This window comes from Enterococcus sp. DIV0294, assembly GCF_050558155.1.
Taxonomy (GTDB): domain Bacteria; phylum Bacillota; class Bacilli; order Lactobacillales; family Enterococcaceae; genus Enterococcus; species Enterococcus faecalis.
Map to the genome: position 1 here is coordinate 2,096,168 of NZ_CP187889.1, position 21,182 is coordinate 2,117,349.

A 21,182-nucleotide genomic window follows, 5' to 3' on the forward strand; every position below is an offset into this window, starting at 1 on the left:
TTGCTATTTCATCAAGTAATATCCTGTTTTTCTCAAAAGAAAATAGAAATTTTTCAATTTCGCTAACTTTTTGTCAAAAAAATAAGGCTTTAGGAACCAGTCTTTACGACTATGGTTCCTGAAGCCTCATCATGAATTACTATTTTTTTGCTTCGCCTTTTAGGCTACTTCTTCTGAAAACTGACTGTTATATAAGTCAGCATAAAAACCGTTTTTCGCCATTAATTCATCGTGGGTTCCTGTTTCTACAATTGAACCTTCTGCCATAACGATAATCGTATCGGCATCACGGATAGTTGACAAGCGATGAGCAACTACAAAGCTGGTCCGATTTTCCAATAAACGATTCATTGCTGCTTGAATCAGTATTTCTGTTCGAGTGTCCACACTTGAGGTGGCTTCATCCAAAATTAAAACGTCTGGATTTGCTAAGAATGCTCGTGCAATTGTAATTAATTGTCGTTGACCTTGAGAAATATTGCTGGCTTCTTCATTTAGAATCGTTTGATAGCCTTCTGGTAATTTTCTGACAAAATCATCCACATGGGCTGCTTTCGCCGCACGGATCACTTCTTCTTCGCTCGCTTGCTCATTACCATAATGAATATTGTCATAGATACTTCCAGTGAACAACCAAGTATCTTGAAGAACCATTGAAAAGTGTGCTCGCAACTCTTCGCGAGATAAATCGCGCGTATCTACGCCATCATATTTGATGCTGCCGCTACTAATATCATAGAAGCGTTCCAATAAGTTAATTAGGGTTGTTTTCCCAGCACCTGTTGGGCCCACGATTGCGACCATTTCCCCAGGTTTAACATTTAAATTGAAATCTTTCATTAATAATTTCTCTGGTGAATAGCCAAAAGCAACATGTTCAAAAGAAACACGATAAGGACTATCTGTTTCCACTGGTACGCCAGAAGGTTCATCCACCATTTCTTCTTCATCTAATACTTCAAAGACACGTTCTGCCGAAGCCACCGTAGCTTGGATTGTATTCATTAAATTAGCGATTTGAGTAATCGGTTGTGAAAATTGATTGGTATATTGAAGAAATGCTTGGACATCCCCTAAATCCATCATACCATTCGCTACTTTTACGCCACCAAGGACTGCAACAAACACATAGCCTAGATTTTTGATAAAGTTCATTAAAGGCATAATGATCGCTGAAATAAATTGTGCTTTGCGACCAGCATGGTATAATTTTTCATTTTCTTTTTCAAATACTTCTTGATCACTTTCTTCGTGGTTGAAACTTTTTACTACTACGTGACCACCGTAGGTTTCTTCGACTTGGTTATTCAATAATCCTAAGCTTTTTTGTTGAGCCGCAAAATGTTTTTGCGAGCGAGGCGCCACAACCATCACAACAATTAAACTTAATGGCACTGTCGCTAAGGCAATTAGTGTTAACTGCCAGCTAATGGTCAGCATCATCCAAAGTACGCCCACAAATGTCACGATACTGGTAATTAATTGGGTTAAGTTTTGTTGTAAAGTACTCGCAATATTATCCATGTCGTTAATTGCCCGCGACATGATGTCCCCATTACTATGAGTATCATAATAGGAAATTGGAACTTTGTTCATTTTCGCTTCTAATTCTTGACGTAATTCATAAACTGTTCGCTGTGAAACACGTGTCATAATTACTTGCTGCAAGAAATTAAAGACAGCAGAAATAAGGTACATGGCAATAACAATTAATAAAATTTGACCGATTTTGTCAAAATCAATTGGAAAAGAAGTTATTTTTAAGCCTTGTTTCATTTCAGCAGCGCCTTTCATGACGCCTTTAAAAATTTCAGTTGTTGCCTGTCCTAATACTTTTGGTGTTTGAATTTGGAAAACGACGGCTGCAATTGCTAATACTAAGACAGCAATAATTGACAGCATTCGTTTAGACATGTATCGAAATAAACGTTTCACTGTTTTCCAGAAATTTTTTGGTTTTGGCCCTTTTGCGCCAATGTTGCGTCCTGGTCCCCCGCCCATTGGTCCGCCTTTTGGTCGACTACTCATGCAAGGTCCTCCTCTCTCAATTGAGAATGTACAATTTCTTGATACGTTTGGTTGTTCGCTAATAACTCTTCATGCGTTCCTTTACCAACTAATTTCCCTTCGTCTAATACTAAAATTGTCGATGCTTCCATAACCGTACTTACACGTTGGGCCACTAAAACGACAATTGCATCCGTCATCTGCTCTTTTAAGGCTTTTCTTAAATTAGCATCTGTTTTAAAATCCAATGCAGAAAAGGAATCATCAAAAACATAGACATCTGCTGGTTTTACTAAAGCACGAGCAATAGCCAACCGCTGGCGTTGTCCGCCAGAGAAATTACCGCCGCCTTGTTCGACATGACTATCCAAACCTTCTGCCAATTCTGAAACAAACGCCTTCGCCTGCGCAATTTCTAAGGCTTGCCAAATTTCTTCATCGGTCGCATTTGGGGCGCCGTATTGCATATTTTCACGAATCGTTCCTGTAAATAAAACAGCCTTTTGCGGTACAAAGCCAATCATTTCTCGTAAATTATGCTGTGACGTATCTTTAATGTTTTTACCATTTAGCAAAATTTTGCCAGATTCAACATCATAAAAACGTGGTAAAAGATTAACCAGCGTTGTTTTCCCAGAACCTGTCCCACCAATAATTGCGACCGTCTCCCCAGATTTTGCTGAAAAATCTATATCTTCCAGTGCTAAGTTTTCAGCATGCTGGTAACGATAATTAACATGTTCAAACGCCAATGTTGCTTTGTCGCCTTTTAGAGAGAGTAGTTCTGGATTGGGTACATCTTTGATTTCTGAATCAGTATTTAGCACCTCATTAATCCGATCAGCAGAAGCTTGCGCCCGCGGTACCATGACAAAAATCATAGATAACATCATGAAACTCATCAGAATTTGCATGGCATAAGTCATAAAGGCAATTAAGTTCCCTACTTCTAGTTGCATTTCCGCAATATAATGACCGCCAAACCAGGTGATTGCAATATTGGTACCACTCATAATGAGTGTCATTAAAGGAATCATCAAAGCGACAATCGTATTCACTTTAATCGCCGTTTGTGTATAATCCTTATTGGCTTCATCAAAACGTTGTTCTTCATAGTTTGCTTTGCCAAAGGCCCGAATCACACGAACCCCTGTCAGGCCTTCACGAAAAACTAAATTTAAACGGTCGGTTTTCTTTTGCATGCTTTTAAATAACGGAACCGCTAAAAACATGATACCTCCCACTAAAACAGCCATAATTGGTAAAACATATAGAAAAATTTTCGTTAATTGTGGGTCCTTGTTATACGCCATAAAACTTGCACCAATTAACGTTAAAGGTGCGTTAATCATTAAACGTAAAAACATTTGCATAACCATTTGAATCTGATTGACATCATTGGTTGTTCGTGTAATTAGCGAAGCTGTCCCAAATTTGTCAAATTCATTATTAGAAAAATTTTCAACTTTTCGATAAATATCAGTCCGTAATTTTTTACCTAAACTTTGTGATTCTTTGGTGGCAAAAAAGGTATTTCCAATAGAAGCGACAATGCTAATCAAAGAAAAGCCTAACATGACAACTCCTGTACTCCAAATATAGTTAATATCTCCTTTAGCGACACCGTCATTAATGATATTAGATGTTAATGTGGGCAGATATAAATCTGCGATAATTTGCACGATCATAAATAAAACCGCTGCAAAGACTGACCATAATGACATCCGTTTGACTAGTTTAATCAACTAACTTCTCCTCCTTTTTGCTACTTATAAGCGCCATTTTTCAACCAATTTAATTTCATTTTTAATTGTTTGACTGCTTCAGTTGAATCATAGGCGGTATTTTCTCTTTGTTGACGATACCCGTCAACAATTGTTGAGAAAACGGCATGCATCGCCGTCTGCATGAACCATGTGAATTCTTTTGGCGTTTCAATGGTTAATTTCGAACGATCAATTATTTGATAAAGATGTTCTGCATAGGCAGCATGGCCTTTTCTTCCTCTATGCTTATGACAGTGCTGTTTCCTATTTTTTTCCTCTTCTCCAGTCGCTAAATTATCCGTCACCCGACGTGAAGCACGATAGTCCATGTTGACAAATAAATTCCGATAGAAAGAAGCATTCTCCCCAGTTAGCACTTCGACAATCATTTTGGAGAAATAGACATCCATGGCTTCGATTAAATCACCATTTTCTGCAATAATTTGTTTCTCTAAATCTCGTTCACTATTTTTTCTTAATGTCGCAAAGTAATAAAAATACAAATCTTCTTTGTTCTCAAAATATTGATAAAAGCTACCGCGAGGAATTTCCGCTAATTTAACAATATTTGCAATTGACGCTTCTTGTAAAGAATGGCGCGAAAATTCAATTTGCGCAGCATCTAATAAGCGTTGTTGCTTTTCTTCTGGCAAATGAAAAAACGTATTCGTAGGCATATTTGTGTTCCTCCCTTTTATGACACATTGTCATATGACACCATGTCATTATAGCACTCTCTATTCAGAATGCAAGTTTTTTACAAAAAAAATCAAGCACCTAGCAAGACAAAATTGATGTTAGATTCTGTCTCACCAGTTGCTTGATTAATAATAGTGTTTGATGCATTCTTGTAACAAGCCAGCGACCTCTTTTATAGGTCCATTGGCATCTATTCGTTGATAATTAGGATATTGTTCCAATTGGTTTTTGATAAGAATTTCTTGATCATATAGGTTTAAACGTTCTTCAATAATTTTAGGATCCGATTCCCGTTGCTTTAAACGTTGATAAATATTTTCTTTTGAAACGTCAAAAAAAACTGGAATGACGGACTCGCCGAAACGCTCAAAGACCGCTTGAAAACCTGGAAAAGTTAAGGTATTATAGGATGGATGCTCTTTCGTTGTTTCAACGATGGCAGCTACACCGACACCGTAATAGTTTCCATGGTAAAAATCATACTCCACTAACTGATTGGTTTCAATCAAGGCTTGAAAACTTGCTTTTGTTTCAAAATAGTAATCCACGCCATCCACTTCATCCAATCGTTTTTTCCTCGTAGTATGCGAGATAACTTTATAGTTTTTCGGAAAAACCTTACTTGTAATTGCGGTCTTGCCAGAACCACTCGGACCCATAATAACAAAAAATGGATGTTGTAATTGCTTAATCATTAGAAACGCTCCTCTCAGTTGTTTCTATTATAACGTATTGTGCACTATTTTGAAAAATTGACAAAAAAGAGCTTGGGCCAAAAATCACTTTGGATTTTTGGCCCAAGCTTAAAAATTAATAAACGGCGGGAACAGAAGCAACAACCTACTACGCTTATCTTGTTTTGTTTAATTACAATAACTAGTCTAAGTTTTGTCCATTAGTTTCAATAACTTGTTTGTACCAATTAAACGATTTTTTTTCATAACGGTTTTTAGTACCATTTCCTTCATCGTCTAAATCAACGTAAATAAACCCATACCGTTTACTCATTTCACCTGTGGAAGCACTGACTAAATCGATACAGCCCCACGGCGTATAGCCCATTAAATCGACGCCGTCTGCAACTGCTTCTGCCATTGCTTCAATATGACGACGTAAATAATCAATCCGATAGTCGTCTTCCACATAGAAATTTTCGTCTACTTTATCAATTGCACCTAAGCCGTTTTCCACAATAAATAAAGGTTTTTGATAACGATTATATAATTCATTTAGGGCAATTCGTAAGCCTTCGGGATCAATTTGCCAACCCCATTCACTTGCTTCTAAGAAGGGATTTTTAACGCCGCCTAAAAGATTCCCATTTGCTGTATCGTTGGTAGTACCAGTAACATCGACAGCAGTCGACATATAATAGCTAAAGCCAATGTAATCCACTGGGTATTCTTTTAATAATTCTAAATCTCCTTCTTCAATAACTAAGTCTTTCACAGCATATTTTTGATACATGCGTTCTGCGTATGCTGGATATTCACCACGAACTTGAACATCTGTACAATAATAATTAAACTCTTGGTTTTCAATCATTGTAGCAACTTGATTGACTGGATTCGAATCAATGCCATACGTTGTGGCATAAATAATCATACATCCAATTTGTAATTCTGGATTTAATTCATGGCCAATTTTTACAGCTTTACTACTTGCAACAAATTGATTATGCCATGCTTGGAAAATGTTTTGATAATCATTGGCTCCATTGCTTTTCACCAATCCTTGACTAAGTGCTGGGAAATGGAAAGCTGAATTAATTTCATTGAATGTCATCCAATAGTTAACTTTTTGGTGGTAACGTGTTAAAACAGTTTCCGCAAAACGTTCATAAAAGTCAACTAATTGGCGATTTTTCCACCCGCCGTATTCTTTCGCTAAATGCAGTGGCATTTCATAATGAGAAATCGTAATTACTGGTTCAATGTTATAGCTTAAACATTCATCGATAACCGCATCATAAAATTTCAAGCCGGCTTCATTCGGTTGTGTTTCATCTCCTTGTGGAAAAATACGCGACCACGCAATTGAAAAGCGATAACATTTGAAGCCCATTTTAGCAAACAACGCAATGTCCTCTTTAAAGCGATCATAGTGATCAATTCCTGTATGATTAGGATAGCGATATTTCGTTTCGTCAATCGTCCAATCAAACGCTTCATCTCCTAAAATAGCGAAACGTTGTTTTCCTCCCGGCATCGCATCTGCCACAGATAACCCTTTACCATCGGCTAAGTAAGCCCCTTCTAATTGATTGGCTGCGGTCGCACCGCCCCATAAAAATCCTTTTGGAAATTTTGTCGTTGTTGTCATGCTTGTTCCTCCTCCAATTGTCTTTTATTTAATAATGGCTAAAAAGTCTTCACCATGTAACACGTCTGTTTGGTTCATATCCAAAACATCTAAATAATCATTCGTATTCGTTACCACAATCGGTGTAACTACTGGATAACCAGCTTCTTTAATGGCAGCAATATCAAAAGTAACCAGCAAATCTCCTTTTTTAACAGAATCACCTTGTTTCACTGATAATTCAAAGCCTTTACCATCTAATTCGACCGTATCCATGCCAATATGCATTAATAATTCAACGCCCTCTGTTGTCGTCAAGCCAACAGCATGTCCTGTCGGAAATAATGTGGTGATTTCACCATCTGCGGGTGCATACAGTTTGCCTTCAGTCGGCTCAATTGCAACACCTTTTCCTAAAGCACCTGACGCAAAAACAGGGTCTTGTACTTTTTCTAGCGGTAAAATTTCACCTTGAAGTGGACTTGCTAAAATAATTTTGTCTTCTTGATTCGTTTTTACAGGTGCCACCACCTTATCAGTTGCTGTTTTTTCAGTTGCTGTTTCTGGATTAGGTTGATCTTCAAAACGTAAGACAAACGTTAAGACAAACGCAATGATAAAGGCAATTCCGGCACCAATTGCACCAGTAATCATCGGTGCAGTATCTTTTGTCTCTGCAGGAATAAAGCCAGGTAAGCTCAACATACTAACCAAGCCAAACGTAAAGTTTTTCACGTGATTCATAGCCACAAATGCACCACCGATACCGCCACCAATACAAGCTGCAATAAATGGTTTTTTCAATGGTAAAGTCACGCCATATACAGTTGGTTCAGTAATTCCAAAAATAGTCGTAATACTTGAAGACAAAGCCAAACCTTTTAGTTTCACATTTTTTGTTAGGAAAAAGACAGCTAAAGCAGCCCCGCCTTGTGCAATAACGGCTGGTAATAACATTGGTACCATCGTATCGCCACCTTGTGTTAAGTTTAACATCATAATTGGTACAAAGCCCCAATGCATACCAAACATTACCAAGACTTGCCACAACGAACCCATTAATAACCCTGCGATAATTGGACTAAAAGCGTAAATTGCGTTGTATCCTTGTCCCAACCAATCGCCGATGACCGTCCCGATAGGACCAATAGCTAAGAAGGTAACAGGTGCCATAATAAGGAAAACAGCTAACGGAACGCAGATAATTTGTAGAAAACTCGGAATTACTTTTTTGAAGAAACGTTCCACATAACTTTGTGCAAAAACAGCCAAAATAATTGGTAAAACCGAAGAAGTATAGCCACTTGGCCCAATAATCACTGGAAGACCAGCAAAGCTAATTGTTTTGCCTGCTAAAGCAGTAATGCTGGGATGAACCAAGGCCATCGCCAAAGCAACCGCTAAAAAGGGATTAGTATTGAATTTTTTAGCAGCCGTAAACGCTAACATAATTGGTAAGAAAGTAAATAAACCATCTGCAATCGAAAAGAGAACAAGATATACGCCTGAAGTGTCAGCTAACCAGCCCATAGTTACAGCTAATGTTAAAAAGCCTTTTAGAACCCCAGCGCCGGCCATTGCACCTAAAAACGGTGTAAAAATAGAAGAAATAATATCAATTAAACGGTTAAAGATATTTCCGCCACTTTCTTTTTCTCTATTATCAGAATCATTACCTAGTCCACTGTTGGCCATCAAATCCTTATAGACATCACTAACGTGACTGCCAATAACCACTTGATATTGTCCTGCACTTTGAACTACCTGAATAACATCTGGGTCAGCATTCAATGCAGCAGTATCTGCTTTATTTTCATCTTTTAATTTAAAACGTAAGCGTGTAGCACAGTGAACAACACTATTAACGTTGCCTTCGCCCCCAACAGCTTTTAACACACGTGCTGCAATTTCTTGATTTTTACTCATCTCTAGATCCTCATTTCCATTAATTTTTAATATCAAAAAAACCTACATTGAAAAAGAGCCAGATCCTTCTCTTCACAGCTGCGCAGTCTGCGAAAATCGTTATCGGTTTTTTCAATCTAGGTTTTGCCTGCATTATCAGTAACAATCCGCGATTATTGGTTGTTATGCTTTTTTATCATTGACCACTCTTTGGATATGAATGGTTAAATAAATCATTTCCGCTTGATCAATTGGTCGATCATAGCTTTTTAATAAATACTCATTAATACGTTGGACCGCTTGAAACGCCTTAGGATACTTTCCTTGGACCAATGCAAAAAGAAATTCGTCCTCATCATCATGCGCTTCTTGTTTTAAATAACGTTGCGCAAAATATTGAAGATGTGTAACAATTCGCTGATAGTTCAATGAATCTTCATCAAACACCTGTCCAAAGTAGCGACTAATAATCGTTAAAATATCACGAACCATCTTGGTTGCTTCCATGGTAACTTCCATATTGCCATTTCCTTGTTCAGCATTCACAATATGAAAAGCAATGAAGCCCGCTTCATTTTCTGAAAATTGAACCCCTAGCTTTTCAGCAATAATCGCTAATGCTTGCTTTGCGATTTCAAATTCTTTAGGATAAAATTTGCGTGTTTCGAATACAAGAGGATTCGGAATATCAATTCCTTCTTTGGCTCGAAGTAACGCATAGTGAATATGATCCGTTAAAGTTAAATAAATATTTGATGAAAGCTCAATCGCTAGCGTTGTTTCTGCTAAATCAACGATTTGTTTGACGACTTCTACTTCTTTGGTGGGGACGTCTTCAAACAGCTGCTGGAATTGCCCTGCCATAGCGGAGTCCTTTAACACGAATTCCTTTTCAACATAATCTGGATTGATCGTGTCTCCAATCTTCTTTTGAAAGGCTAAGCCGCGTCCCATATAAACAATTTCTTCGCCTTGCTCATTTCTTGAAAGCACGACATTATTATTTAAAACTTTTTCAATCCTCATGATGAATGCAACCTCACTTTTTTATAAAAAAAGCCCAGAATCCCTCCACTGATTGTGTTAATGGAAGACTCTGGTTTTGCCTGCAAAGCAGTAACAATCCTTATTTACAAAGTAATAATAGCATGCTTTTTTTTAATATGCAAGCCTTTCCAAAAAAATATTTTTATTTATTTTTTACTCTTTTGATCCATTTTAAAAAAAAGTTTACTAAAAGTAAAAAAAAGACTTGCTTTCTCTTACTTTTTATTAGTAAAATAGAGATGTTGAATTTTTAAACTATTTATTTTAAGGAGATTACACAATGTCAAAATTATTAGTTGTTAAAGCACATCCATTAACAAAAGAAGAATCACGCTCAGTTCGTGCGTTAGAAACATTTTTAGCTTCATACCGTGAAACAAATCCATCAGACGAAATCGAAATTTTAGATGTTTATGCCCCAGAAACAAACATGCCGGAAATCGATGAAGAATTATTATCTGCTTGGGGTGCACTTCGCGCTGGCGCAGCATTTGAAACATTAAGCGAAAACCAACAACAAAAAGTGGCTCGTTTTAATGAATTAACTGATCAATTTTTATCTGCAGACAAAGTAGTAATTGCTAATCCAATGTGGAACTTAAACGTACCGACACGCTTAAAAGCTTGGGTAGATACAATCAACGTTGCTGGAAAAACATTCCAATATACTGCAGAAGGACCAAAACCTCTAACAAGTGGTAAAAAAGCCTTACACATCCAATCAAATGGCGGCTTCTACGAAGGAAAAGATTTTGCTTCTCAATACATTAAAGTGATTCTAAACTTTATTGGTGTTGAGCAAGTCGACGGATTATTCATCGAAGGAATCGATCATTTCCCTGATCGCGCGGAAGAACTTTTAAATACTGCTATGACCAAAGCAACTGAATACGGTAAAACATTCTAAATTTTCCGAGTGATTTACATCAAAAAGAGACAAGCAGTTCGTTCACTGCTTGTCTCTTTTGTTACGTAGATTCTTGTTGATCTGGCTTATCTTCATCATACAAACCGGAAACAATTTGGTACCACTCAAAAATGTGTGTAATTATCACCTTAGCTGCGGCATAAACAGGAATTCCTAAAATCACCCCGACAATCCCAAATAGTTTACCAGACGTTAATAAAACAACCAAAATGGTGACTGGATGAATGGATAACTGACTGCCTAGGACAAGTGGTGAAATAAACCGACCTTCGACCGTTTGCTCAATGGCAAAAACAATCAAGACTTTAATTAACAAAGCTGGCCCACTGACAATTCCTAAAAAGACTGCTGGAATCATGGCTAAAAATGACCCTAAATAAGGGATTAAATTTAAAAAGCCTGCTGCAATACCTAAAGTGACTGCATAATCTAAGCCAATGACAGAAAAACCAATCATAAACATAATTGCCACTGCGAAAGCGACAGTTAACTGTCCTCTAATATAAGAAGAGACTTGATCATTGACTTCTGCAAGAACTTTTAAGGTTGGTTTACGCATCTTCACTGGTAAAAACTTCATTAAATATGGCGCTAAGTTTTTGCCATCTTTCAGTAAATAAAATAGAATAAACGGCATCGTAATGATGGCGACAAAGATCGTAGCCACCGCCCCAAAGAAATTACCAATTCCTTGTACTGTGAACGTTGAGACGTTTTTAATGATGGTACCTAACGAACTGACAACTTTATCGCCTGCCGCTTCAAGTTGTTCTCTAAATTGCGCGAAAAGTGGATCACTTAATATTTCCTGCGATTTTTGATCAATTGTATCAATATATTGAGGAAAATGATTTACAAAGCTGACAGATTGCTCACGAATTTTAGGAACGATTACAATACCACCCCAAATGAGTAGTGCCACAATTAAAATAAATAGGCCGATAATACTCCAGACACGTGAGATTTGTTTTTTCTCTAAATAATCGACAATCGGATTTAATAAATAATATAAAATCCCCGCCATAATTACTGGTAAGCCGACAACGCCGAAAAACTGCCAGACGGGCTTAAATAAATAAGAAACTTTCGTAAAAGTTAGAATAATTAACAGCACCAATAAGACAATCAGTAAGGCTGTTACTACTTGATTATTTAAAAACCAACGCCAAAACCAAGACAGGCGTTTATCAGTCGTTTGTTTTTTATCCATTGATTCACGCTCCATTTACTAAATAATCAATTGTTGTTCCAATGGTTATCTTTGGTAACTGATGGGGCGTTAAATAAACACCATTTCGGATAACATCATCCTCATCGGTTGGTGCATCAGCAAAGATTAAAGTGCTGTGAGCGATACTTTGCAAGTTACTATTGGCAAAAGAACCCACTTTTGTGATTGTATAGTTTGTATCGCCAATTTTCAGATGATCTCCTTCTGCCAAGGTAACTTGGTCTTTTTCTGGGAATGATTGAATAACTGCATGTTGCTTCAAGGTATCGGTAGCAGTTTCTCCAAAAAGAATAATCATTTTTTCTGAATCATCGATTGCATGTTTGCCTATTTCTGTTACGGTTGCTTGCATCTTCCATCCCACTCCTTCATTATCTTACTTCTATTATTATAGCATAGAATAAAATAGATATTCAGGAAAAAGAAAAGGCGGTGAACAATCGTCAATTGACTTTTGTTCACCGCCTTAAAATAAGTTTTTATTTAAAGAAGTTCATAATATGAGTCCAAATTTTTTCATCAAAGACATCCATTGGATTCCCATTTCCAATCAAACCATAACCAATCATTGTTCCCACAACAAATAAGATAATGACTAACGAAATGACCACTAGAATTTTCAATAATGTTACTAAAATATAACGAAATGAACTCATACGTTTGACTCCTTTAGATTACTGTCGTTGCTTGTTTTTCTTCAATTTTTTCATCATTGACACGTTCAACGTTCGCGCCTAATTTTTGAAGTTTTTTATGGAACTCATAATAGCCACGATCTAAATATTTCAAATTAGAGACACGTGTAATGCCATTTGCACGTAACCCTACTAAAATCAATGCGGCAGCTGCCCGTAAATCAGTGGCTTCCACTGCTGCTCCTTGTAACTCGTTGCCGCCATTAATAACGGCAATGTTGCCGTCAATTTTTAAGTCAGCGTTCATTCGACGCATTTCCTCTAAGTGTTGGTAACGATTTTCAAAGACTGTTTCTGTCACGATGCTTGTTCCTTCAGCAAACATTTGGATTGCTGTCATTTGTGCTTGCATGTCTGTTGGGAAACCAGGATGCGGCATTGTCTTAACATCTGTTGGTTTTAGATATTTTGGTCCAATTACACGGATGCCGTTTTCTTCTTCTTCAATGATTGCACCCATTTCAGTTAATTTAGAAATTAGCGGACGATTATGTTCAGAAATTGCTTCTTCAATTAAAACATTACCCTCAGTCATTGCTGCAGCTACCATGAACGTACCTGCTTCAATTCGATCTTGAACGATTGAATGCTCTACGGCATGTAATTTATCGACGCCTTCGATACGCATCGTTTCTGTTCCAGCACCGATAACATTGGCACCCATTTTGTTTAAAATGTTTGCTAAGTCAACGATTTCAGGTTCACGAGCAACGTTTTCAATGATGGTTGTTCCTTTCGCACGAACAGCAGCCATCATAATGTTTTGCGTAGCGCCGACACTTGGGAAGTCTAAGTAAATAGTGTTACCGATTAGTTCATCCGCAATTGCTTCAATATAACCATTTTTTTGGATGATTTTTGCACCTAATGCTTGGAAGCCTTTTAAGTGTAAATCAATTGGTCGTTTCCCAATGGCACAGCCACCTGGCATTGCCACTTTGGCATGGCCATTACGAGCCAATAAAGGTCCCATTACAACGATAGAAGCACGCATTTTACTAACGTACTCATAGTTTGCTTCGATCCCTAAAGGTTGTGTTGCGTCTATTGTTACTTCATTCGCGTCTTCATCAAAATCAATGGCTACATTCAAATGCTTAATTACTTGATTCATTGTAAATACATCAGATAAAATTGGTACATTTTTTAAAGTAGTAACGCCTTCTTCAGCTAAAAGAGTAGCTGCTAAAATTGGTAAAACAGCGTTTTTGGCGCCTTCAATTTTTACAGTTCCTTCTAATTTTGTATTACCACCATGAACAATAATTTGTTCCATTTTGTTCCCCCCAAAAAAATGAGAATAGGTATTCCTATTCAAAATCTTTACTATTATACCATTATTCAACTAAAAATTGTACCTTTTTTTATTTTTCAATTTTTAAGGAAAATACACAATGAAAAGATTTCGACAAAGCGCAATCAATTCTAAAGCAAACGAGCTAACTGTGTATCCGATAGCGATGGCGAAAAATACCATCAGCATTCTAATTTGCGGTGTAAATTGGGTTTTGAAAAATTGCTCAATACGCAATGATTGCAACGCCCAAAAACTTATGTAAATGAACATAAGATGACTAACGATTCGAACAATAGCATCTACTCCATAGTATTGCATAAGGAGCCTCCTTTTTTCTAACGTAGGAACATTTTATCACAAAATAATAAAAACCGATAATTAATCCACTTGAAATGCCAAAATTTGACACTATTTATTAAAAAATACGAAGAAATAGAGTTTAAGGCAACTGACTCAATAGCAAGCGCCTTAAACTCTACAAAAGTGACTGAATCCTTCAGCCTTTTTTACCCATGTTTCGATACGTTGATCCGGTTGATTGCACGATGCAAAGCAACAGTCGCACGACGTAGTTGATCGCGGTCATCTTTTGCTTTGGCTTCTTCAATTAAACGTTCTGCTCGTTGTTTTGCTCGTTCAGCACGAGGTACATCGATATCTCGTTCACGTTCGGCACTATCGGCAATAATAGAAACGACATTATCACGGACTTCCATGATACCACCATTTACAGCTACCCAGTCAACATGTGTATCTGAATCGGTCCGTTTGATGCGGACTTCATCAATCGCTAGCGGAACGATGATTGGCGCATGTTTTGGTAAAATACCAATTTCACCATCTGTTGTTTTCGCCACAACGATTTTTGCATGGTGGTCATAAACTAGACCATTAGGCGTTACTACATTCACAGTAAGACTATCCATTGTGTTTGCCGCCTTTCTAGTAGTTTAATTGTTTCGCTTTTTCGATGGCATCTTCAATTTTACCGACACTACGGAAGGCTTCTTCTGGCAGATTGTCATGTTTACCTTCAAGAATTTCTTTAAAGCCACGAACTGTTTCCGCAACTGGTACATAAGAACCAGGTTGACCTGTAAATTGTTCAGCAACGTTAAAGTTTTGAGATAAGAAGAATTGAACACGGCGTGCGCGACCAACAAGTACTTTTTCGTCATCTGATAATTCGTCCATCCCTAAAATAGCGATGATATCTTGTAATTCACGGTAACGTTGTAAAATATGTTGCACTTCGGTAGCCACTTCGTAGTGTTCTTCTCCAACAATTTCAGGAGCCAAGGCACTAGAAGATGAAGCTAACGGATCTACCGCTGGATAAATCCCTTGTTCGGTTAATTTACGTTCCAAGTTAGTTGTTGCATCCAAATGGGCAAACGCTGTTGCTGGCGCTGGATCGGTATAGTCATCGGCTGGAACATAGATTGCTTGAATAGAGGTAATTGATCCTTTTTTCGTTGAAGTAATCCGTTCTTGTAATTGTCCCATTTCAGTCGCTAAGGTTGGTTGGTAACCAACGGCTGACGGCATCCGACCTAAAAGGGCAGAAACTTCTGAACCGGCTTGGGTGAAACGGAAAATGTTATCAATAAATAATAGCACGTCTTGTCCTTCCACATCACGGAAATATTCAGCAATCGTTAACCCAGTTAAGGCCACACGCATCCGTGCACCTGGTGGTTCGTTCATTTGACCAAAAACCATGGCTGTTTTTTCAATAACGCCTGAATCTTTCATTTCATAGTACAGGTCGTTCCCTTCACGTGTCCGTTCACCAACACCAGTAAAGACGGAAATCCCTCCATGTTCTTGGGCAATATTATGAATTAATTCTTGAATTAAGACGGTTTTACCAACACCGGCACCACCGAAAAGTCCGACTTTACCACCTTTTAGATAAGGTGCTAATAAGTCAATAACTTTAATCCCTGTTTCTAAAATTTCATTACTGGTACTTAATTCATCAAATGCTGGCGCTTTTTTATGAATCCCACTACGTTCAGCATCTGCAGGGAATGGCGCTTCTAAGTCAATTGTGTCTCCTAAAACGTTAAACACACGACCCAATGTATCTTTACCAACAGGAACTGAAATTGATTTTCCTGTATCGATAACTTCCATTCCACGTTGTAAACCATCTGTCGATTCCATGGCGATAGAACGAATCACTCCATCACCTAGTTCTAAAGCGACTTCAAGTACTACTTTTTGTTTTGCTTCGCCATTTTTATAAACGACTAAAGCGTTGTTAATATCGGGTAAGGATTGATCTAATGAAAATTCCACGTCAACAACGGGACCGATTACTTGAACAATCTTTCCTGAACTCATAATTTCTTTCCTCCAGTCTTCATAAAGTCACACGCTTTGAACGTTTTTATAAACGTTCAAACGTAAGACTAGATTATTCTAGTGCAGCTGCACCAGCAACAATTTCTGTAATTTCTTGGGTAATCGCCCCTTGACGAGCACGGTTATAAGAAATTGTTAAATCGCTAATAATATTTTGCGCATTGTCAGTGGCTGTTTTCATGGCGGTCATCCCAGCAGCATGTTCTGCTGTTTTCGCATCAATGATCGCCCCATAAATTAAGCTTTCTGCATATTGTGGTAATAATTGATCCAATATTGCTTCAGGTGAAGGCTCTAAAAGATATTCTTGTTCGTAAGAGGTCGCCTCTGATGGATCTAAATCAGTAATTGGCAACATTTTTTCCACACGAAACTGACTCGTTAGTGAGTTAACGTGGTGATTATAACAAACATACAATTCATCAAACACTTCGTTTTGGTACATAGTCGTTGCCGTTGTCACAATCTTACGGACTTCTTCAAACGTTGGTTGATCCGTTAAGCCTCTTAGCTCATAGGAAACATCGATTCCGCGTGCTTTAAAGAAATCCGCCCCTGTACCACCAATGGCGATTAAGGCATATTCTTTATTAGAATCGTGGTCTTCTTGAATCATACTCATGGTTTGTTTTAAGATTGAGCTATTGTAGCCACCAACTAACCCTTTGTCAGAAGTGATAACGATATAGCCTGTTTTTTTGACAGGTCGTTGTGCTAACATCACATGATAGTTCCCTTCACTAAGAGAAGCTTGTTCTGTTTCACGTAATTCACTTAACTGAGCAGCTACTAAATGCGTAACGACACTACGAATTTTTGAAGAATATTCTTGAAAGCTTTTAGAGGCGCCTTCTGACTTGGTCAATTTGGCTGCAGAAACCATTTGCATCGCTTTGGTAATTTGGCTTGTCTTTTTTGTTGATGCAATGCGTTGTTTGATTTCGTTTAATGAAGCACCCAATGTCGCTCACCTCTCTTATGCGTTATCGATTTTTTCTAAAGCTTCTTTGGCTGAATCTCCGCTGTTGTTTGCCGCTGCAAACATTTCAGAAAACTCTGTAATCGCTGCATCTAATGCATCAGTATCTGGTAAGTCTTTCGTTGTACGAATAGTTTCCAATAAGTCTGCATGTTTGCCATCAAAATAATCGAATAAATCTTGTTCAAAGTGTAAAATTTTATCTACGCTCACGCTATCTAAAAAGCCGTGTGTTAACGCATATAAAATTAAGACTTGTTTTTCTACAGGCAGTGGCGCATGTAGTTTTTGTTTTAAAATTTCTACCGTACGACGACCACGGTTTAATTTAGCTTGTGTTGCCGCATCTAAATCAGAGCCAAATTGTGTAAAGGCTTCTAACTCACGGTAACTAGCTAAGTCTAAACGAAGCGTTCCGGCAACTTTTTTCATTGCTTTGATTTGCGCTGATCCTCCGACCCGAGAAACAGATAACCCAGCATCAACGGCTGGACGAGTGCCTGCATAGAACAAGTCGCTTTCTAAGAAAATTTGTCCATCAGTGATTGAAATAACGTTTGTTGGAATATAAGCAGAAATATCGCCTGCTTGTGTTTCAACGAATGGTAAGGCTGTCATTGAACCGCCACCTAATTCATCACTTAATTTAGCTGCACGTTCTAACAAACGTGAGTGTAAATAGAAGACATCCCCTGGATAAGCTTCACGACCTGGTGGACGGCGTAATAGTAAAGAAAGTTCACGATAAGCCACGGCTTGTTTTGATAAGTCATCAAAAATAATTAAGACATGTTTGCCGTTATACATGAATTCTTCACCCATTGCAGTTCCTGCATATGGTGCAATGTAAAGTAATGGTGCTGGTTGTGAAGCCCCTGCAGTCACAACGATTGTATAATCTAAGGCACCAAATTTACGAAGTGTTTCTACTTGGTTACGAACAGTAGATTCTTTTTGACCAATCGCTACATAAATACAAATTACATCTTGTCCTTTTTGGTTAATAATTGTATCAATTGCAATCGATGTTTTCCCTGTTTTACGGTCTCCAATAACCAATTCCCGTTGTCCACGACCAATTGGTACGAGGGCATCAATGGCTTTTAAACCAGTTTGCATTGGTTCAGCAACAGATTGACGTTGCATAACACCGGGAGCTGTTGCTTCCACAGGACGTGTTTTGTCTGTTTTAATTTCGCCTAAACCATCTAATGGTTGACCTAATGGATTAACAACACGGCCAATCAAAGCTTCCCCAACGGGTACTTCCATGATTTTGCCTGTGCGTTGTACTTTATCTCCTTCACGAATGGTTTCAAAATCGCCAAGGATAATAATCCCTACATCATTTGTTTCTAAGTTTTGTGCCATTCCGTATGAACCGTTTGAAAACTCAACAAGTTCTCCACTCATGGCATTTTCTAAACCGTGGGCGCGGGCAATTCCGTCACCGACGTAAGTGACTGTTCCAACTTCTTCAACAGCAAGCTGTTGTTGATAGTTTTCGATTTGTTCTTTAATCAAGGCACTGATTTCTTCTGCTTTGATAGCCATTCAATTCACCTCTTTGTAGTCCTAAAGATTATTTTAATAACTTCTGCTGCATATGTTCTAATTGTTTGCGGATGCTGCCATCGATTACTTGATGGTTTGCTTCAATAACCACTCCGCCGACAATTGACGGGTCAATTAAATTGACTAAATGCGCTTGTTCATACCCTAATAATTGGGCAGCTTTTTCTTCCATTGCTTGATGTTGTTCTTTTGATAAAGGAATGGCTGTTGTCACTGAACCCAAAATTAGTCCTTGGTGCTCATCATAACGTCGTTCATATTCATCAATCATCAAGAGCAGATCGTACATGCGACGATATTCGTAAACCACTCGCAAAAAGTTTTGCATCATTTCACTAAAACCTGTTACTAGTTTTTCCATGATGCTGTCTTTTTCATAAGGTTCTAAGCGATCATCACTTAAAATATCGCCAATACCAGGTACTTGGTGATAGACTTCGCGAAGCGTCAATAATTCTTGATAAATTGCTTCAGCTTGGTTCTTTTCAACTGCCAACTCAAACAAAGCCTTGCCGTAGCGTTTACCAACTGTATATTTATCTAGTTTCATTTGCTTTACCTAAACTTTCAATATAAGAATCAATCAATGCTTCATGTGCATCTGGTGTTAATTCTTTATTTAAAATTTTGGCTGCAATTTGAAGAGAAAGATCTGCCACTTCATTTTTTACTGAAGACAATGCTTCTTCACGTTCTTGTGAAATATCTGTCCGAGCTTTTTCGCGTAGGCGAGTAACTTCCGCAGTTGTTTCTTTTAATGTTTTTTGGCGAGTCTGTTCTCCACTTTCTTTCGCGTTTTTAATAATTTCAGCTGCTTCTGATCTGGAAGAAAGTAATTGTTGTTGACGTTCTTTTTCCATTTTCGCTGCTGCTACGCGAGATTGTTCTGCAGAGTCTAAATCGTTGGCAATTTTTTCTTCACGTTGTGTCAAAATATCTACGATTGCTCCCCATGCATATTTCTTTAATAAGAGCATCAAGATTAAAAATGCACCACTGACAACAATCATCGTGCCTAGTGTGGTACTAGGAGCCGTTTCACCGACTACCAATGTAGTAAGTAGCATGAAGTCTCAACTTCCTTTCCTGCAAAAATCGATTTAGCTTCTTCAACTGCTTTATCACCAGCTATTGAAAAGGCTAAAGATAGAAGAAAGCAGTGACGGTCCCGATAATAATCAGCGTCCTGCCTCCATTTTATTGCTTATCTGAATAAAAGTAATAAAGAAACAACGACACCTAAAATTGGCACAGCTTCGATTAAAGCGACCCCGATAAACATTGTTGTTCTTAATTGACCAGACATTTCTGGTTGACGAGTCATTGACTCGATTGTTTTTGAAATAACTTGTCCGTTACCGATAGCGGCTCCGATAGCTGAACCGAAAATTGCAATTGCTGCTGCGATAAAATTTAATCCTTCCATTGTGTAAAATCCTCCTAAAAGATAATTTTTGTCCTTCGTATTTCTTGATTATTCTTCTGTTTCAATTTTGTGTGACATATAAACCATTGAAAGTGTCACAAAGATAAACGCTTGGATACATCCAATAAAGATTGAGAATGCTACCCAAATCATTTCTAGCGGAATTGCTAGTGGGATAACCCATAATCCGACGCTTGCTACGGTTCCAGCAATTAAGCCCAATAGAACTTCGCCGGCAAAAATGTTTCCGTACAAACGCAAGCCTAATGTTAATAGATTCGTGAATTCTTCCATTAATTTTACCGGTAGTAAGAAACCAACGGGTCTTAAATAACTATTAACTAGATAGCCTTTAAAACCAAAGCGTTTCATACCAAAGAAGTGTGTTAAGACAATCATCATCATCGCTAACGTTAAGGTTACGATTGGATCGGCGGTTGGACTTTTCCAAACGCTGAGATCGTCGCCCACAACGATTTTTGTAACGAGACCCAAGATGTTTGAAACAAGCACAAACATGAAGAGGGTAAACGCCATTAAATGAAAATTGCTCACTTCTTTACGAGGTAAATTGTCTGTAATGATTCCACGAATAAAATCCACTAACCATTCGATGACCGTTTGTTTGCCCTTAGGTCGTAGCTTCATATTTCTCGTACAAGCATAGACAAAGGCGAAAACAATGATACACGTCAACAGCACCATCAAAACAATGGTTCCATCAAACCAAATTGGTCCGATATTGAAGAGTAATTTCTTCTCTTCCAAATCAATTCACCTCTTTTCCAACAATCTTTCAGAAGTTTCATCCTACTCCTGAGTGATAATCCCTGGCAAAGCTATCGTACCACCACTTGTTGATAATTTACAAATAGTTTACTTTTAAAATTTCATGTGTTGAAAATTGGTTGGAAAACCTTTTCCATAAACCAATCTAATGCAGGGTGGTACTGCTT

General features: G+C 37.9%; 21 protein-coding genes. 1 reads left to right on the plus strand and 20 read right to left on the minus strand.

The features are described from left to right. Positions 1-159 precede the first annotated feature (159 nt). The 7 genes from IGJ20_RS10185 to licT all read right to left on the minus strand — a co-directional run bounded on the left by IGJ20_RS10185 (position 160) and on the right by licT (position 9,704). Positions 160-2,028, minus strand: a complete 1,869-nt coding sequence (locus IGJ20_RS10185; protein WP_002362258.1) for an ABC transporter ATP-binding protein — start codon at positions 2,026-2,028, stop codon at positions 160-162. After that, on the minus strand, positions 2,025-3,752 hold the full coding sequence (locus IGJ20_RS10190) for an ABC transporter ATP-binding protein (protein ID WP_002356575.1): 1,728 nt from the start codon (positions 3,750-3,752) through the stop codon (positions 2,025-2,027). The genes IGJ20_RS10185 and IGJ20_RS10190 overlap by 4 nt, the downstream gene beginning before the upstream one ends. A gap of 20 nt (positions 3,753-3,772) precedes the next feature. Then, positions 3,773-4,450, minus strand: a complete 678-nt coding sequence (locus IGJ20_RS10195) for a TetR/AcrR family transcriptional regulator (protein ID WP_002367146.1) — start codon at positions 4,448-4,450, stop codon at positions 3,773-3,775. Between the two features lie 147 nt (positions 4,451-4,597). Then, positions 4,598-5,167, minus strand: a complete 570-nt coding sequence (locus IGJ20_RS10200) for a guanylate kinase (RefSeq protein ID WP_126254651.1) — start codon at positions 5,165-5,167, stop codon at positions 4,598-4,600. Between the two features lie 181 nt (positions 5,168-5,348). After that, on the minus strand, positions 5,349-6,794 hold the full coding sequence (locus tag IGJ20_RS10205; RefSeq protein ID WP_010821044.1) for a glycoside hydrolase family 1 protein: 1,446 nt from the start codon (positions 6,792-6,794) through the stop codon (positions 5,349-5,351). Between the two features lie 24 nt (positions 6,795-6,818). Beyond that, on the minus strand, positions 6,819-8,699 hold the full coding sequence (locus tag IGJ20_RS10210) for a beta-glucoside-specific PTS transporter subunit IIABC (protein WP_010821045.1): 1,881 nt from the start codon (positions 8,697-8,699) through the stop codon (positions 6,819-6,821). Between the two features lie 162 nt (positions 8,700-8,861). Then, on the minus strand, positions 8,862-9,704 hold the full coding sequence (gene licT, locus IGJ20_RS10215) for a BglG family transcription antiterminator LicT (protein WP_002356570.1): 843 nt from the start codon (positions 9,702-9,704) through the stop codon (positions 8,862-8,864). A gap of 301 nt (positions 9,705-10,005) precedes the next feature. Between licT and IGJ20_RS10220 the strand changes: the two genes are divergently transcribed. Then, a complete protein-coding gene (locus IGJ20_RS10220) occupies positions 10,006-10,632 on the plus strand; it encodes an FMN-dependent NADH-azoreductase (protein WP_126254652.1) in 627 nt (208 codons plus the stop codon). 61 nt (positions 10,633-10,693) lie between these two features. Here the strand turns inward: IGJ20_RS10220 and IGJ20_RS10225 are convergent, their stop codons facing one another. From IGJ20_RS10225 to atpB, 13 genes are all read right to left on the minus strand, one after another. Further along, positions 10,694-11,863, minus strand: a complete 1,170-nt coding sequence (locus IGJ20_RS10225) for an AI-2E family transporter (protein WP_002381494.1) — start codon at positions 11,861-11,863, stop codon at positions 10,694-10,696. A 4-nt stretch (positions 11,864-11,867) separates the two neighbouring features. Further along, the gene (locus IGJ20_RS10230) at positions 11,868-12,236 is read right to left on the minus strand and encodes a PTS glucitol/sorbitol transporter subunit IIA (RefSeq protein WP_002356567.1); all 369 of its coding nucleotides are present in this window, start codon (positions 12,234-12,236) and stop codon (positions 11,868-11,870) included. A 127-nt stretch (positions 12,237-12,363) separates the two neighbouring features. Beyond that, positions 12,364-12,540, minus strand: coding sequence for a DNA-directed RNA polymerase subunit beta (locus tag IGJ20_RS10235; protein ID WP_002356564.1), 177 nt, complete (start codon positions 12,538-12,540; stop codon positions 12,364-12,366). A 13-nt stretch (positions 12,541-12,553) separates the two neighbouring features. Continuing rightward, positions 12,554-13,855, minus strand: coding sequence for a UDP-N-acetylglucosamine 1-carboxyvinyltransferase (gene murA / locus IGJ20_RS10240; protein WP_126254653.1), 1,302 nt, complete (start codon positions 13,853-13,855; stop codon positions 12,554-12,556). A 102-nt stretch (positions 13,856-13,957) separates the two neighbouring features. After that, positions 13,958-14,194, minus strand: coding sequence for a DUF1146 family protein (locus IGJ20_RS10245; RefSeq protein ID WP_002356560.1), 237 nt, complete (start codon positions 14,192-14,194; stop codon positions 13,958-13,960). A 188-nt stretch (positions 14,195-14,382) separates the two neighbouring features. Then, positions 14,383-14,802: a F0F1 ATP synthase subunit epsilon gene (locus IGJ20_RS10250; RefSeq protein WP_002356559.1), complete on the minus strand. Its 420-nt coding sequence runs from the start codon at positions 14,800-14,802 to the stop codon at positions 14,383-14,385. 16 nt (positions 14,803-14,818) lie between these two features. Further along, positions 14,819-16,225, minus strand: a complete 1,407-nt coding sequence (atpD, locus tag IGJ20_RS10255; protein WP_002356558.1) for a F0F1 ATP synthase subunit beta — start codon at positions 16,223-16,225, stop codon at positions 14,819-14,821. 73 nt (positions 16,226-16,298) lie between these two features. Further along, on the minus strand, positions 16,299-17,207 hold the full coding sequence (locus IGJ20_RS10260) for a F0F1 ATP synthase subunit gamma (RefSeq protein WP_002395717.1): 909 nt from the start codon (positions 17,205-17,207) through the stop codon (positions 16,299-16,301). Positions 17,208-17,222: 15 nt separating this feature from the next. Then, positions 17,223-18,779 (minus strand): F0F1 ATP synthase subunit alpha, encoded by a 1,557-nt coding sequence (atpA, locus tag IGJ20_RS10265; RefSeq protein WP_002356555.1) that lies wholly within the window; start codon positions 18,777-18,779, stop codon positions 17,223-17,225. Between the two features lie 28 nt (positions 18,780-18,807). Further along, positions 18,808-19,350 (minus strand): ATP synthase F1 subunit delta, encoded by a 543-nt coding sequence (gene atpH / locus IGJ20_RS10270; RefSeq protein ID WP_002356554.1) that lies wholly within the window; start codon positions 19,348-19,350, stop codon positions 18,808-18,810. Further along, positions 19,337-19,867 (minus strand): F0F1 ATP synthase subunit B, encoded by a 531-nt coding sequence (gene atpF / locus IGJ20_RS10275; RefSeq protein ID WP_002365031.1) that lies wholly within the window; start codon positions 19,865-19,867, stop codon positions 19,337-19,339. Before atpF ends, atpH begins: the two co-directional genes overlap by 14 nt. A 137-nt stretch (positions 19,868-20,004) precedes the next feature. After that, complete coding sequence (atpE, locus tag IGJ20_RS10280) at positions 20,005-20,226, minus strand: ATP synthase F0 subunit C (protein WP_002356552.1); 222 nt, start codon at positions 20,224-20,226, stop codon at positions 20,005-20,007. 48 nt (positions 20,227-20,274) lie between these two features. Beyond that, on the minus strand, positions 20,275-20,994 hold the full coding sequence (atpB, locus tag IGJ20_RS10285; protein WP_002356551.1) for a F0F1 ATP synthase subunit A: 720 nt from the start codon (positions 20,992-20,994) through the stop codon (positions 20,275-20,277). Positions 20,995-21,182: the final 188 nt, after the last annotated feature.